The 13,822-nt window shown below is 60.1% G+C and carries 15 protein-coding genes and 1 pseudogene; 3 read left to right on the top strand and 13 right to left on the bottom strand.

Annotation, left to right across the window (positions count from 1 at the left end; translation table 11 throughout):
- The 3 genes and pseudogenes from NT137_00660 to NT137_00670 all read right to left on the bottom strand — a co-directional run bounded on the left by NT137_00660 (position 1) and on the right by NT137_00670 (position 2,295).
- Positions 1 to 750, bottom strand: a complete 750-nt coding sequence (locus NT137_00660; protein MCX6651856.1) for a universal stress protein — start codon at positions 748 to 750, stop codon at positions 1 to 3.
- A gap of 457 nt (positions 751 to 1,207) precedes the next feature.
- Entirely contained in the window at positions 1,208 to 1,537 is a 330-nt protein-coding gene (locus NT137_00665; protein ID MCX6651857.1) for a hypothetical protein, read from the bottom strand.
- Positions 1,534 to 2,295, bottom strand: a pseudogene (locus NT137_00670) (Mrp/NBP35 family ATP-binding protein). The gene NT137_00665 and the pseudogene NT137_00670 overlap by 4 nt, the downstream one beginning before the upstream one ends.
- 246 nt (positions 2,296 to 2,541) lie before the next feature.
- Here NT137_00670 and NT137_00675 point away from each other — a divergent pair.
- Positions 2,542 to 3,045, top strand: coding sequence for a VOC family protein (locus NT137_00675; protein ID MCX6651858.1), 504 nt, complete (start codon positions 2,542 to 2,544; stop codon positions 3,043 to 3,045).
- Here the strand turns inward: NT137_00675 and NT137_00680 are convergent, their stop codons facing one another.
- The 4 genes from NT137_00680 to NT137_00695 all read right to left on the bottom strand — a co-directional run bounded on the left by NT137_00680 (position 3,046) and on the right by NT137_00695 (position 6,408).
- Complete coding sequence (locus NT137_00680) at positions 3,046 to 3,846, bottom strand: ATP cone domain-containing protein (protein MCX6651859.1); 801 nt, start codon at positions 3,844 to 3,846, stop codon at positions 3,046 to 3,048.
- Between the two features lie 24 nt (positions 3,847 to 3,870).
- Entirely contained in the window at positions 3,871 to 4,338 is a 468-nt protein-coding gene (locus NT137_00685; GenBank protein ID MCX6651860.1) for a winged helix-turn-helix domain-containing protein, read from the bottom strand.
- A gap of 112 nt (positions 4,339 to 4,450) precedes the next feature.
- A complete protein-coding gene (locus NT137_00690) occupies positions 4,451 to 5,683 on the bottom strand; it encodes a SufD family Fe-S cluster assembly protein (GenBank protein ID MCX6651861.1) in 1,233 nt (410 codons plus the stop codon).
- Positions 5,653 to 6,408: an ABC transporter ATP-binding protein gene (locus NT137_00695; protein MCX6651862.1), complete on the bottom strand. Its 756-nt coding sequence runs from the start codon at positions 6,406 to 6,408 to the stop codon at positions 5,653 to 5,655. Before NT137_00695 ends, NT137_00690 begins: the two co-directional genes overlap by 31 nt.
- A 167-nt stretch (positions 6,409 to 6,575) precedes the next feature.
- On the opposite strand from NT137_00695, the gene NT137_00700 reads away from it, so the two are divergent.
- Together NT137_00700 and NT137_00705 are read left to right on the top strand one after the other, a co-directional pair.
- Entirely contained in the window at positions 6,576 to 7,649 is a 1,074-nt protein-coding gene (locus tag NT137_00700) for an FAD-dependent oxidoreductase (GenBank protein ID MCX6651863.1), read from the top strand.
- A gap of 29 nt (positions 7,650 to 7,678) precedes the next feature.
- The gene (locus tag NT137_00705; protein MCX6651864.1) at positions 7,679 to 8,347 is read left to right on the top strand and encodes a class I SAM-dependent methyltransferase; all 669 of its coding nucleotides are present in this window, start codon (positions 7,679 to 7,681) and stop codon (positions 8,345 to 8,347) included.
- Positions 8,348 to 8,356: 9 nt separating this feature from the next.
- Here NT137_00705 and NT137_00710 read toward each other — a convergent pair whose 3' ends face one another.
- The 6 genes from NT137_00710 to NT137_00735 all read right to left on the bottom strand — a co-directional run bounded on the left by NT137_00710 (position 8,357) and on the right by NT137_00735 (position 13,693).
- On the bottom strand, positions 8,357 to 9,157 hold the full coding sequence (locus tag NT137_00710) for an ABC transporter ATP-binding protein (protein MCX6651865.1): 801 nt from the start codon (positions 9,155 to 9,157) through the stop codon (positions 8,357 to 8,359).
- The gene (gene cbiQ, locus NT137_00715) at positions 9,148 to 9,888 is read right to left on the bottom strand and encodes a cobalt ECF transporter T component CbiQ (protein ID MCX6651866.1); all 741 of its coding nucleotides are present in this window, start codon (positions 9,886 to 9,888) and stop codon (positions 9,148 to 9,150) included. Before cbiQ ends, NT137_00710 begins: the two co-directional genes overlap by 10 nt.
- A gap of 32 nt (positions 9,889 to 9,920) precedes the next feature.
- The gene (locus tag NT137_00720) at positions 9,921 to 10,211 is read right to left on the bottom strand and encodes a hypothetical protein (protein MCX6651867.1); all 291 of its coding nucleotides are present in this window, start codon (positions 10,209 to 10,211) and stop codon (positions 9,921 to 9,923) included.
- Positions 10,208 to 10,915 (bottom strand): energy-coupling factor ABC transporter permease, encoded by a 708-nt coding sequence (locus tag NT137_00725; protein MCX6651868.1) that lies wholly within the window; start codon positions 10,913 to 10,915, stop codon positions 10,208 to 10,210. Before NT137_00725 ends, NT137_00720 begins: the two co-directional genes overlap by 4 nt.
- A 130-nt stretch (positions 10,916 to 11,045) precedes the next feature.
- Complete coding sequence (locus tag NT137_00730) at positions 11,046 to 11,891, bottom strand: cobyric acid synthase (protein MCX6651869.1); 846 nt, start codon at positions 11,889 to 11,891, stop codon at positions 11,046 to 11,048.
- Positions 11,888 to 13,693 carry a cobyric acid synthase gene (locus NT137_00735; protein MCX6651870.1) on the bottom strand — a complete coding sequence of 602 codons (1,806 nt, stop codon included), beginning with the start codon at positions 13,691 to 13,693 and terminating at the stop codon, positions 11,888 to 11,890. The genes NT137_00730 and NT137_00735 overlap by 4 nt, the downstream gene beginning before the upstream one ends.
- Between the last annotated feature and the right edge of the window lie 129 nt (positions 13,694 to 13,822).

Raw genomic sequence — 13,822 nt, forward strand, 5'->3', positions numbered from 1 at the left:
TCAACCGCCTCCGGTCTTCTTCTCGCTCCAACCCGCGTACCAGTTGAACGTCACGGCCATGATGATGGCGACGACGATCAGAGCGACACCGGAGAAGATGCCCACGTTCGTTCCAAGAAACCCGCCGGCGAAGGTGCTGTGCGAGAACGATCCTACCACGGTGAAGATCGCATATCCTATGCCGTAGATGGCAAAGAGCGTCAGTCCGACCTTGAACTTGCGCGTCTTGGTGAACTCGGCCATTCCGTTGGTGATCGGTGGCGCCTTGTGGGCCATGGCGAATTGCAGCGCCAGCTCCACGGCTTTGTGCATCTCATCTTCCGTCAGCTTGACCACGACAACGTCGCATGGGGCTTCTTTGATCACGCCCCGGGACACGCTGCCCAAATAGAGGCCAGGAAGTCCCTTAATGGTGGAGGATCCCATGACGATGATGTCCGCCTTCGTTTCGGATGCCGCCTTCACGATCTCTCCCACGACCGCTCCTTCGCGGACGATCGTCTCGAAGGGGACGTTGTTCTTGACGGCCAATTCCTTGGCATAGGCGACGCCGTCGATGCCCGTCGTTCTCATTAGCGCCGAGTCCTCTGCGATCCGCTCCATGCCCGCGGCCAATACCCGCTCGTTCACCGTTAGGATGACGAGCTTGCCCTTGCGGTCCCTGGCCATCTCGATCGCCCGAACGGTGGCAGCGATGGCCGGATAGGAGCCGTCGGTGGGCAGCAGGATCTTGTAGCCGTTATTGGCCATGGTCGATCCCCTCCCATGGAGTCCTCCGCCTTCTCACATGCTCCGGCGGCGGCTCGGGAAGGGACATCTGCATCCTTTCCGAGAGAACGACCGGAGGGTGTACCTCGATCCACCATTGTGCGCACTGCGCAGCATGGCGTGACGTCGGTTCCCACAGAACTGTCCTTGCCGAGCAAGGTTGGTATCCGAGATACCTCCGCATGGGCGAGGAAACCGTGCGGGAGTAAATAAGTCTTTTTCATTTCTATACGATATATGTCGTTGTAAGTGAGTTCTGGTGCGAATTTCGTATTCCTTAAGGAATATTTGTCAATAATTTAACAAATAACGATTGTTCACTACGACATTAGTCGAATAAGAGTCAAATGATATTCTTCCATTCATGACTTGAACGATGGGTTGGAGGGCGGGACGAGGGGCATTCCAGATGAATCGTGGTCGGTTTCTCTGGGTCGGCCTATGCGAGCCTTTGTCCCTTCTTCTTGAACCGCTCGACCGCCTCCCGTACCGTTCCCTCCTCGTCCATGATGATGCGGATGTTGCTCGAGAGCAGTTTCCTCTGTCCATGAGGCCCGACCCAGCCAGTGATGACGACCTCCACCCCTAGCTTGACCGCCGCCTCCGCCGCGTAGATGCCCGCGCCCACCTCCACGTCATGTCCTTCATTGAGCACCGCCTCGGACTTCATGGTCTCCGGGTCCACTACCACAAAATAGGCGCAGTGGCCGAACTCCTCGTCCAGGAGATCGTCGATATCCGGGCCAGTGGATGTCACTAGGACCTTCATTTCTTCCCCTTCCTTTCCACCTGCCTCACGATGTTGTCGACCAATCCGTCGAAGGCTTTCGCGGCCGGAGAGTCCGTGTCCGCGAGCACGATCGGCATGCCGTCGTCGCTGCTCGCCACCACCTTAGGATCGAGCGGGATGCGCCCGAGGAACGGGACCTTGAGCTCCTTGGCCGCCTTCTCTCCCCCACCCTTCTTGAACAGATCTATCTCCTTTCCGCAATGGGGGCATATCAGGCCGGACATGTTCTCCACTATGCCGATCACTGGCAGCTTGAGCTGTTTGGCGAACCCCACCGACTTGCGAGAGTTGAGCAAGGCCACGTCCTGGGGAGTGGTGACGACCACCGCGCCGTCGGCATCGGGCATCAGCTGTGCCACGGTCAGAGGCTCATCCCCCGTTCCCGGAGGAAGGTCAACGACCAAGTAATCAAGGTCGCCCCAGCGCACGTCGGCGATGAACTGCCTTATGGCGCCTATCTTCATCGGTCCGCGCCAGATGACCGGATTGTCCGCGTCCTTGATCAGGAAGGCCATGGACATGACCCGCAGATGGGGCGGGACCAGGATGGGCATCAACCCTTCTTCATCGCCGGTGAGAATGGCATCCTCGATGTGCAGCATCTTGGGTATGTTCGGACCGTGGATGTCCGCATCCATCAGGCCCACCTCGTAGCCGCGCATGGAAAGCGCCATGGCGATGTTCACAGCCACCGTGCTTTTGCCTACGCCGCCCTTGCCGCTGGTGACCATGATCTTGTGCTTTATGCGCATGAGGTTCTTTATGAGCTTGAGGTCCTCCTTCCGGACCGTCTTGACCTCGATCTTGTCGATGCCGTCCATGTTTCATCCTTCCCTTGCCAGGAGGTGAGGATGCGAATGCCGTGCTATTAGTCTTTTTCCAGAAGCTTTGAGGTATCCGAAGATGTGCCCCTCAGAACAAGGAGAGCATGTCAGTGGTTAGGGGTCACAAGATAGATTAGCGCTACGACCAATAACCTGGTCATGCCTTTGGGGGACCCGATGGGCGAGGAGACGCCCTACGTCGAAGGGGGCAGGCTGGAAAGGGTTTGGATGACCTCGGTCCCGGTACGGGACCTCGGTCGGGCGGTGGAGTTCTACACCCGCATCCTGGGACTGGAACTGCAGCTCGATTCTCGGGACAAGAACTGGGTGGAGGTCGGTCCAGATGACCCGCAAGGCAAGATCGGCCTCTACGTCCCAGCGAGAGAGGACAACCGGCAGCCAGGAGGCGATACGGGGGTGATCTTCTCCACGGACAGCATCTTCGAGCTGCATCGGAAGTTGGTGGATGAAGGAGTGAGGTTCGAGCTCAAGCCGGAGAAGCGCCCCTGGGGCGGTCTCATGGCCATTCTCTTGGACCCGGACGGGAACAAGTTCACGGTGGTGGAGGACCCGGACCACTATCGGCGAGGTCCAAAGCCAAAGCAGCCTGAACGCGCATCGACGAGGGAAACAGAGCGGAGCTGCCGCACGGCCCAGCGATGATCATCTGGCCAGAAGTTCATCTGCCTGCATTAGCAGCGGATCGACGATGTTCTTAGGAAGGAGCCTGCGAGCCCGGTCCTCATGGTCGAAGATGTCCTTGACCAGCAGGAATCCGTTGGACATCAGCGAGAACAGGTCCTGGCGGCGCATTTCCAGGATCGTGACGGGGTACAGCTGATGTCTTTCGGTCAGCTGCTCGATGCCTTCTCCCTCAGGATGGCGCCATCCCAGCAGGCTCATGCCCACGCACCGGGCGTAGCGATCGACGTCGCTCGTGAACCTGGTATTGGTGATCAGGTAGGAGCGGTCCATTCCCGTCCCGTTCCGTATGTCCAGAAAGCGGGCATAAGTGTACAGGGCGGATTGTATCGAGCACTTCAGTCCCAGGGAATTGTGGAACTTGCACTCCACCATCGTGCTCTCTCCCCCTCGCTCCATGAGCACGTCCACTTCATGCTGCACGCATCTGCCTTGCACGAGGAGCCGGGTGCGGGTCTGATATCCCTCCGCCTCGAACAGGCGTGCCACGAAGCTCTCGAAGTTCAGGCCTTCCGGTCCCAGACGAAGGATCGCCTTCTTCAACGAGAACTTGGCCGCCTTGCGGCCCTCCAACATCTGGTGCACCCGGCGATAGATCTCCTCCGTGGTGATTCCGTCGTAGAGCTGCGGCAAGAGACGCTCCAATAGCTCCTCCGCCTCATGGTCGGGAACGCCCGCCCGCATGACCGCGGCCTTGGTCTTGGTGCGGTCGAACTGCTCCCTTTCCCCTGACCTCTTGACGACCCACGTGCTCCCACGCACCTGGAATGACTAGGGGGCGAAGCCCTACTTCACGGTTGCGCGCTCGAACGAACTGCGGAACGCCCTTTCCCCGTCCTCGGAATTGCCGTTGTCCGGATAGAAATCGCGTCGGAACGTTTCCTTCAGTCCGTTCTTCCAAGTGATATTCGCTTCCACATGGGAATCGCACATGGTGAAGCTCAAGCATTTGAGGCTGGAGGTGTAGTTTGCCGCCCTGCCCCGAGAAGAGGTACGGGTCGTGCCTACCCGTGCTACTAGACCGAGCTCGATCATCTGCTCCACCAGCTTGTAGCAGGTGGCCAGGGGCAGCTTGAGGCTGCGGGAGATGTCGTTCACGGTCATCCCTCGCCTGGCGGTTATTGATAGTATAGCTAGGACATTGGGGTCGATGACGAAATGGATGAGGTCCTTGTCCTGGCTGTTGGTCGCCGCTTGAATAGCATTGAAGATCGAGACCTCCTCATCGTACTCGACCGCGTCACCCTTGAGCATCCGTGAGACCCCCGCCCTGATTGCAGTAGTTGTAATTAAAGACCTTCCCGCATGCGTCCGAGGTATGCCGAGACATGAGAAGGTTTGGTTCGGTCCCCGCGGCCTTCGATCCTCACATCGCGCGCACGTCGGTCTTCTCTATCGTGCGGTCGATCTCCTTCTTAAGCTCGTCCGGAAGGCCGCGGATGCCCACCTCGAGGAAGCCACGCACGATGATGCCCACGGCGTCGTCCTCGCTCAGTCCCCGGGCCATGAGGTACTCCACCTGGTCCTGGGCGATCTTGCCTACGGCCGCTTCATGGGTCATCTCCACGTCCGGCACTCGCGCTTCCAGTTCCGGGATGGCCACCTGCACCCCGCCCTGACCGAGGATGAGCCCGCGGCATTCCAGGTGCCCTTTGATGCCCGAGGCCGCGCCGATCATCTGCCCCCGGGCGATGACCTTGCCCCCGGTGGAGATGGTGCGGGAGATCATCTCGCAGCGCGAGTTCGCGCCGGTCATGATCGCCCTCGAACCCAGGTCCAGCTCGGAATTGGGGTGGGCGATGGCCACGGTGTTGAAGCGCGCGAACGAGTTCTTGCCTTCCAACCTAGCTGTGGGGTACATCTGAATGCTCTTCACCGGACGAAGGGCGACGTAGTTGCTGATGAAGTTTGAGCCTTCCTCCTGAAGTATGACCGTGCGCGGTCTCACCCCGATGGTCTCGCTCCAATTGTGGATCATGGTGAACGTGAGGGTGGCGTTCTTCTTGATGTAGAACTCGGAGATGCCCAGGTGCAACGCCTTCTCCACGCCCTTGGAGGTGGAGCATCCCGTGACCACTTCCAGCTCCGCGCCCTCCTCCACGATGATGACGTTGTGCACGGTCTGCGCCACGCTCTTGCCCTTGAGCATGAGGCAGGTCTGCACCGGCGCCTTCACCTTGGCTCCGGGCAGAGCTCTTATGAAGTATCCGTCCGCCTCCTCCAGGAAGGTGCGGGCGGTGTACTTGTCCGCTTCCGGAGAGACGGCCTTCCAATAGTAGTCCTTCATCCAGTCATACTTCTTGATGGCCAGGGACACGGGCATGACCTCCACGCCCTGCGTCTTCATGGAGGAATGCACCACGCTGTCGTCCATGAGCACGAACGAACCGGAGCGGTTCTCCTCGGAAGGGATCACGCCCGCGTTCAGTAAGGTCCTCTGCTCCTCCTCGCTCAGCTCCATGAGGCTTTCTACCTTAGGAATGTCCCTGGATGCCTGTTCGAACTTCCCCAGGTCGATGTCCTCGCCGAAGGAGGCTTTCTTGTCCTTCGCCTCCTCCACCTTCTTCTTCAGGCCAGCGACGTTATCTTCAGCTTGCATCGTACGCACTCCTCGTAGCCCATGTCCCTGATCTCGCCCAACAGGTCCCGCGGATTGCCCGAACAGGCGATGGTGCCCTTGCACATGACGTAGCCTCGGTCAGCCTCGACGTAGTCCAATATCTGACCGGTGTGGGTGATGATTAGGGCCGCCTTGCCGCTCATGCTCCTTCTGCCGGCGCAGCTCATTCCTCCCGACAACAGATCCTTGACCTTCTTCCCCACCTTCTCGATGCTCACCAGGTCCACGCCGCTCTCCGGCTCGTCTAGAAGATAGAGGCAAGGGTCCTGCGCTCCCAACTGCAACAGCTCGGAGCGCTTGATCTCTCCACCGGAGAAGCCTACGTTCACATCCCGTTCCAGGAATGAGCCCATGTCCAGGTCGGTCGCGGCCTGCTTCGGGTCCACTCGTCCCTTGGAGGTGACGCGCACCATGTCCTGCAGCCTCACCCCGACCAGGTTCGGTGGTCGCTGCATCATGATCCCTATGCCCCTTTCCGCTCTCTCGTTCACAGGCAGCTTGGTGATGTCCTCGCCGTTGAAGAGGATCCTGCCCTCGGTCACCTTGTACCCGCTGAATCCCATGATGGTCATGAGCAGCGTGGATTTCCCCGATCCGTTCGGCCCGAAGAGCACGTTGGTGTAGCCCGCCATCACGCTGAGGTTAACGCTGCGGAGGATCTTCCTCCCTCCCACCTCCACGCTCAGGTTCTCGATCTCCAGCACTTTCTCGACTCCGGGAATGATTCGTGCTTTCTTCTTTTAATGTTATCGCTAATGGAATCGTTCTGAGCCCGAGCGAGGCGGTCATCCAGGATGAGCAGGAGCGGGGACATTCTGACGGTGCAACCTATTTCTAAGCGCACGGTCATCTCAATGATGAAGGATAGGGCATGCGTTCTCTCCACGACGGCAAGGTTCTGGTGATCGGCGGAGGCGTGGCCGGCATGCAGGCCGCCATCGCTCTGGCTGCTGATGATCTCCAGGTCCTGCTCCTGGAGAAGGGGAGCGAGCTTGGCGGAAGATTGCTCCGATCGCATAGGACCTATCCATCGCTCTCCCCGGCGATGGGGATCGTTGACAAGTTGAGAGAGGAGGTCAGGGCCGCCCCGAGCATCACTGCTCTAACCGGCTCCAAAGTGGTCTACCTCGAGAGAGGAGAGCGATTCTCGGCCGAGGTGGAGGAAGCGTCCGGCAAATGCCTGCAACGACGGGTGCTGGAGGGGGATGCTATCATCTTGGCCTCAGGCTTGGAGCCGGTGGATGCAGGGCAGATCCCGGAGCTGGGCTTTGGCCGATTTCCAGATGCGATCACCTCCGAGCAGTTCCAGGGGATGATGCGCGATTCCGATGTCAAAGGCCTTCTGAGGCCGAGCGACTCCCGGCCGGTCCGCACCCTGGTCTTCATCCAATGCGTCGGATCCAGGGTGGAGAAAAGAGGAGTTCCCTATTGCAGCGCGGTCTGTTGCGGCAATGCCATCAAAGATGCGCTTCTGGTCAGGGAGATGGACAACTCCGTTCTGGTCTATGTTCTCTACATCGACATCAGGACGCCGGCCAAGGGCTGCGAGGCCCTCTACAAGAAGGCGAGGGAGCGAGGGGTGAGATTCATCCGCGGGCAGCCTTCGATGGTGGTTCGGAAGGCAGCCTCGAACCGATTGCTGGTCTGCGGTGAGAACACCCTTCTCAAGGAGCTGTACGAGATACCGGCCGATCTGGTGGTGCTGAGCGTGGGCCTGGAGCTCGGTCAGGACACGAAGGAACTGCTTCTAGGCCTGGGCGTAAGAATGGACGCTGAAGGCCTGCCGTCCACGCAGGAGTCGGATTCCGTGTCCACTTCCGTACCGGGGGTATTCGTCGCGGGAAGCTGCGAGGCGCCCAAGGACGTGAAGGATTCCCTGGCCCAGGGATCGCAGGCGGCGCAGGCCGCAGCCCGATATCTCAGGAAGGGTGATGGTCCAGCTTAGGACCGAGGAGCAAGGACGGAGGTCAGAGCATGCAGGGTGGTAAGTTGCCAGAGGACCAACAGAAGCATTGGGACAGCACGTACGCGCAGACGGACTTCTTCGGAGCGGAGCCGAGCGAACTGGGGGTCAGCGCCCTCGAGCTCTTCCGCAGGGAGCAGGTGAGGAATGTACTGGAGATCGGCTGCGGCCAGGGGCGGGACACCTGGTTCTTCGTGCGCAACGGCCTGGAGGTGATCGCCCTGGACTATTCCGAGACCGGCGTCTGCCAGATGCAGGAACGAGCCAAGGACATGAAGGTCCAGAACCAGATCACGCTGAAAGTGCACGACGCGCGCCTGGGCATTCCCTTGGCGGACGGCTCGGTGGACGCCATCTTCAGCCACATGTTCTTCTGCATGGAGCTGAGCGAGAATCAGCTGGAGAGCATTTTCGAGGAGTGCTTGCGCGTGCTCAGGCCTGGTGGCATCAACCTCTATTCGGTGAGGAACGAGCACGACCCGCACTATCGCAAGTTCGTTTCCAAAGGAGAGGACATGTACCAGAACCCCATGGGCTTCGTGGTGCACTTCTTCGACCCGGAGAAGATCAAGCGCCTGGCGAAAGGCTACGAACTGATGTACATGAAGGAGTTCGACGACACCTCGCCTCCGTTCGTCAAGAAGCTGTACGAAGTGGCGCTGAGGAAGCCTCGGGCGTGAGTTCGAGGCCTAGTCCCTCCTCTTCAGAACCTCGAGAGCCTCCTCTACGGTCATTGGGGGCGGGAAGTCCTTTCCCTCCGAGGTCCGCCACGACATCATCAGTCTCGAGAACGACGGAAGCTCCAGCCTGGCCTCCTTCAGCGTATCTTCCCTGAGGATGAGATCCCGGAACGAACCGTCAAAGATGATGCGCTTCTTGAGCACGATGACCCGCTCGGCAAGCTCGAAGGCCGTGCCCAGATCGTGGGTGGCGATGATGATCGTCTCCTTCCTTCCCCGCAGGATGTTGATGATATCTCTGCGCCCCTGGGGGTCGAGGTTCGATGTAGGCTCGTCCAACAGCAGGATGTCGGGGGACATGGCCAACAGCCCGGCCATTGCCACCCTCTTCTTCTCTCCCAGGCTAAGATGATGGGGCACCCTTTCCTCGAATCCGGCCAGGCCGGTGAGCTGCATGCCCTCTGCCACTCGGGCCCTGACCTCATCCTCGCTCAAGCCCTGATTGATAGGCCCGAAGGCCACGTCCTCCTCCACCGTGGGCATGAAGATCTGATCGTCCGGGTCCTGGAAGAGCAATCCGGTGTGCTGGCGCGCTCTGGCGGCGTTCTTCTTGTCCAGTCCCTCTCCCATGATCCGTCCCTCGCCTGAGGAGGGAAGATACAGGGCAGCGAGGAGGTGCAGAAGGGTGCTCTTGCCGGCGCCGTTCGGTCCGACCAATGCCACCTTCTCACCGGGAGCGATCTTGAGGCTGATGTCCTCTAGGGCGCATCGCCCGTCCTCGTAGGTGTAGCCGACATTCTTCAGAAGCACGGCGTCCAGCGTATCACCTCGGTTTGGATCAGAACGGCGAGGGAGCCCACGCTCACGAAAGCCATCGCCAGGGCGGCGTCCCGGGGCCTGACCTTCAGCTTGCCCATGGTGCGCACTTGACCGGAGTAGCCGCGCGAGAGAAGCGCGTCGTAGATGTTGGTGGCCCGCTGGTTGGAGCGCACGAACACCATGCCGATGGTGGCGGAGATGGTGCCGAGCGCCCTCCGGTCCAGGAGGCTGCGTCCGCCTTTGAAGCCCCGGGCTCGCCGCGCCATCCGCATGCACTCCATCTCCTCCAGCAGAACGAAGATGAAGCGGTAGGTGAACATCATCAGCGTGGAGAGCACCCGGGGCATGTGAAGCGACCGCAGGGCCTCCAGCATCTTGAAGAAAGGAGTGGTCGTGACCAGCACCAGGAGGACGAGGACCGAGGCTGAGATGCGAATGAACATGACCAGCGCAGCGGTAGGCCCAGACGTAAGGAGCATCGTCAAGGAAGCGAATACGATGAACACCAACGCCAGAGCGTAATTGCCGGCCAGGTGTCGCAGGGGGATGCGGGACATCGCCACCATCACAAGCACGAAGAGCAGCACCAGGGTCAATGGGACGAGGGCGGTGAGCAACGCCAGGACGACCACTAGCGAGACCGAGCAGACCAACTTGACACGAGGATCGAAACCGACCAAGCTGGACCGATTGGCATATTGATCGATGTCCAGATGGCTCATGCTTCAGGTCCCCCTACCAACCATGATCGGGCTCATTTCTTCGCGTTCTGCGTGCCTCTGCTGCGGACGATTCTCAGATAGCCGAACGTCACCACCAGCACCAGGGCGAACCCAAGGATGCCCGCAGCCAGCGCCGACAGATAGTCGGAGCCATAGTCCAGCGGTGCGTGGTACACCGGCTCCCCTTCCTCCACCCCGTGGTCGCCCATGATCCTCTCCAGGCCATCGGGCGAGCCTTCCGAGACCAAGAAGAATCCCACCAACCCGACCGCGAAGGCCAGAAGTATGGCGATCATGCCGACCAGGTACTTAGGTCGCTTCACGAGGGCACCTCCTTCTGTTCCTCGCTGCCTGCGTCCGAAGCCTCTGTCGCCGTCCTATCCTTTCTTTCCAAGTTCAGTCTGAGGATCCCCGGGGCTACCTTTGCCAGATAGATCACCACCCCGCTGGTGATGACGGCCTCACCGACGCCGATGACGGCATGAGTGGTCAGCATCGCCGGGATGGCCACCCAGGCGGTGATGCCATACTGGCCCGGATGCAGGGCATAGGACAATGAGAGCTCGAGCGCGCAGGCGGAGGCGGCGCAGAACACCGAGATCCAGGCCGCCAACGGGATCGCCAAAGTCCGTCTCTTGGCGGGAACCAGCTTCAACGTCACCCAGGCGGTGAAGGTGGCGACCACGGCCATATTGAGCAGGTTGAGGCCGAGGGCGGTCAGACCACCGTCGCCGAACACCAGTCCTTGTATGAGGAGGACCACCGTCATGACCACTATTGCCGAGGGTAGTCCGAGGAGCACGACCGCCAGGGCCGCTCCGATCAGGTGGCCAGTGGTGCCGCCACCGATGGGGAAGTTGAGCATCTGGGCCACGAAGATGCCTGCGGCCAGGATGGCCATGAGAGGCATGGCGCGCTCATCCATTGTCCGGTCGACCTTGATGACCGCCCAAGCGATGAACGGCAGGACCAGGACCAGTCCAATTCCCCAGACCTCGGGGGACATGAGCCCGTCAGGAATGTGCATTCGGCCTCCTCCTTAACACGAATGTTTCGGTCGTGCTACCAAAGGGCTCAGCGTATTTATTTCTTGTCGTAACACCCTCCTAGGACGCGTGCTACGCGACCTCCTGGAAAATAGCACAAGTTGCTCGATCTTACGAGAAAGCTATGCCTCGCAGCATGTCTAGATCGAGATGTTCTTGACCGGCCACGAGGAGCGCATCGAGGTCCCGTTTCCACACTTCCCGCGCATCGCCATCGGCAGAAGCGATCCTGGACATATCGATGGTGAGCGCGTCCTCCGACGGCAGATGCAGGTCCACCATCGGCATCACTCCCAGACACGGGACGCCGGTCAGCTCGCTCAGTCTGGATATGCCCGGTCCAAGGATGCTCCCGTCCCCTCGGAATCGATTGATGATGTATCCTTTGATCCTCGCCCTCTCCTTCTCTGACAGAAGCTGATGAGTGCCATAGATGCCGGCGAAGACACCTCCCCGGTCGATGTCCCCGACAAGGACGACCGGCGAATCAAGCATCTCGGCCGTGCGCATGTTCGCTATGTCCCTTCCTCTCAGGTTAAGCTCGGCCGGCGATCCCGCGCCTTCGATCACGATGAGGTCGAAGTGGGTTGCCAGCACATCGAACGACCGGGACACGACCTCCAGCAGCATCTCCCGGTCCAGTTCCTCCCCCGACCTCAGGTTCGAGACCGGGCGCCCCTCGAGCACGACCTGGATGCCCTGTTCCCCGCCAGGCTTGAGAAGGATGGGGTTCATGGCGCCCTCCGGTTCGATGCCGGCGGCCCAGGCCTGGAATGCCTGGGAGATCCCTATCTCCTTGCCTTCCGAGGTCACGAAGCTGTTGAGCGACAGGTTCTGCGCTTTGAACGGGGCGACCTTGAGACCCAGCGATCGAAAATGACGACAGAGCAAAGCGACCAACGTGCTTTTGCCGCAGCCGGAGGAGGTCCCCTGCAACATGATGCGATTCGTCCTCATATTCCCCCCCTCCGTTCGCTGATGACAGAGCTGAGGTCGATCGCTTTCTCCACCGTCCGCGCCAGCTTCTGCAGGCTCTCCTCCACCTCATCCTGGTAGACTAGCTCGGTATCCAGAGAGCGCGGCGATGCTCTGGCCTTCTCCACCAGCAGCCGTCGAAAAGGCGGCAGATCGAAAGCTCCGTGGAGGTAGGTGCCCATGACCATGCCGTCGGCGGACTGAGCCCCCTCCTCATACTCATTCTTTCCATCGCTCACCCGCAGAAGTGGCTTCTCCGACGACTCGGTGCGGCCCATGTGGATCTCGTATCCCCTTATCCTTTCCCCGGTGGCCAATAGCACGCCTTCCACCTGCACGGTGCGCTTGTCGTAGGCGTCGAAATATGTGACCGAGCTCAGCAGCCCCAGGCCTTCCACTTCCTGCGGGGTGCCCCCTTCCACGCCGGTCGCGTCGATGATCTTCGTCCCAAGCATCTGGAAGCCGCCGCATATGCCGATGATGGGCGTCCTTCCGCCGCGCTGCTTGATGGCCTGGATCAGCCCTCTTTCACGGAGCCAGGCCAGGTCCTCGATGGTGTTCTTCGTCCCTGGCAAGATGATGGCCTCGACCAGCTCGAGCTGTCTCGGCTCCGTCACATATATGATGGAGACCCCTGGCTCGATCGCCAGAGCTTCGAAATCGGTGAAGTTGGAGATGCGCGGCAAACGGACGACGCCCACCCGTATCCGCTCCTCATCGCTGCATTGGGAGGCGATGGTCATCGAGTCCTCCATGGGTATGGTGAGGTCGATGTGCGGCACCACGCCCAGAACGGGGATGCCCAGTCTACGCTCGAGCTCCTCTATGCCCGGTCGTAAGCACTGCGCATCGCCGTGCATGTTGTTGAGGATGATGCCTTTGAAGCGGCGCCTGCGCTCCTCCGGCAAGAGCTTGAGCGTGCCATAGGCGTAGGCGAAGGCCCCGCCCCATTCCATGTTGACGACCAGGATGCAGTCCGCGTTCGCGATCTCGGCCGTGCGCATGTTCGCTATGTCCCGCTCCCCGAGGTTGATCTCCGCTGGCGAACCAGCGCCTTCGATGACCACGAAATCGTTGGTCCTCGCCAGTTCCTCGTACGCGGCGCGAATGACCTCCAGCCCTTTTCCTAGGACGAATTCTCCGTAGTAGAGTTGCACGTCCATGTCCTGATAGGGCCGACCGTTCACTATGACCTGCGAGACGGCGTTGCCTTTCGGCTTGAGGAGGATGGGGTTCATGGCGGCGATGGGCTCAGCCCTTGCGGCCCTGGCTTGCAGCTCTTGGATGCGCGCTATCTCCTCGCCTCCCTTGGTCACGCAGGAATTGAGGGACATGTTCTGCGATTTGAACGGCGCCACTCGATATCCGCCGTCGGAGAGGATGCGGCACAGAGCGGCGGCGATGAGCGATTTCCCCGCCCCGGAGGTTGCTCCGAGCACCATGATCGCCTGGGCGCGCTTGGCATGCGTGCTCTCCAGATCGGCCTTGAGCTTCCTGACCGTCGGATCGTCCGGAGGCACATTTCTTTCGAGAACGAGGGCTGCCATCAGGTCCTTGGCCACATCATTCCTGTGAACGTAGTAGCAGCCCTGGCAGCTCCAGACCTCCTTTCCCTTGCGACTGATAACCATCTTTCCCAGGTCCGGGTCGAGGCAAGGATAGAGCGGACAATAGCAGAAACTGCAGTCCTGGCCCTGGAAATGGCAAGGGTAGTGCTCGCATTTCTCGTCGGGGCCGATGACGCCCTTCTCCACCTCCTCTCTCACTTTGTTCGCATGATCCATCGTCGGACACCGAGTTGGATGTTACCTCCAACCGTAAGGACCTTGGTGATTATCGTCTTATCGCTGCCGGTCGATGATCTCGTTCGAGCCGCGCCTTGGGAAGATTCATTATCATGTAAATGATAACCA

Source organism: Methanomassiliicoccales archaeon (assembly GCA_026394375.1).
GTDB lineage: Archaea > Thermoplasmatota > Thermoplasmata > Methanomassiliicoccales > UBA472 > JAJRAL01.

Excerpts from the sequence above, each read along its gene's own strand:
- NT137_00660 (MCX6651856.1), bottom strand. The coding sequence starts at position 750 with ATGGCCAATAACGGCTACAAGATCCTGCTGCCCACCGACGGCTCCTAT.
- NT137_00665 (MCX6651857.1), bottom strand. The coding sequence starts at position 1,537 with ATGAAGGTCCTAGTGACATCCACTGGCCCGGATATCGACGATCTCCTG.
- NT137_00675 (MCX6651858.1), top strand. The coding sequence starts at position 2,542 with ATGCCTTTGGGGGACCCGATGGGCGAGGAGACGCCCTACGTCGAAGGG.
- NT137_00685 (MCX6651860.1), bottom strand. The coding sequence starts at position 4,338 with ATGCTCAAGGGTGACGCGGTCGAGTACGATGAGGAGGTCTCGATCTTC.
- NT137_00690 (MCX6651861.1), bottom strand. The coding sequence starts at position 5,683 with ATGCAAGCTGAAGATAACGTCGCTGGCCTGAAGAAGAAGGTGGAGGAG.
- NT137_00700 (MCX6651863.1), top strand. The coding sequence starts at position 6,576 with ATGCGTTCTCTCCACGACGGCAAGGTTCTGGTGATCGGCGGAGGCGTG.
- NT137_00705 (MCX6651864.1), top strand. The coding sequence starts at position 7,679 with ATGCAGGGTGGTAAGTTGCCAGAGGACCAACAGAAGCATTGGGACAGC.
- cbiQ (MCX6651866.1), bottom strand. The coding sequence starts at position 9,888 with ATGAGCCATCTGGACATCGATCAATATGCCAATCGGTCCAGCTTGGTC.
- NT137_00725 (MCX6651868.1), bottom strand. The coding sequence starts at position 10,915 with ATGCACATTCCTGACGGGCTCATGTCCCCCGAGGTCTGGGGAATTGGA.
- NT137_00730 (MCX6651869.1), bottom strand. The coding sequence starts at position 11,891 with ATGAGGACGAATCGCATCATGTTGCAGGGGACCTCCTCCGGCTGCGGC.
- NT137_00735 (MCX6651870.1), bottom strand. The coding sequence starts at position 13,693 with ATGGATCATGCGAACAAAGTGAGAGAGGAGGTGGAGAAGGGCGTCATC.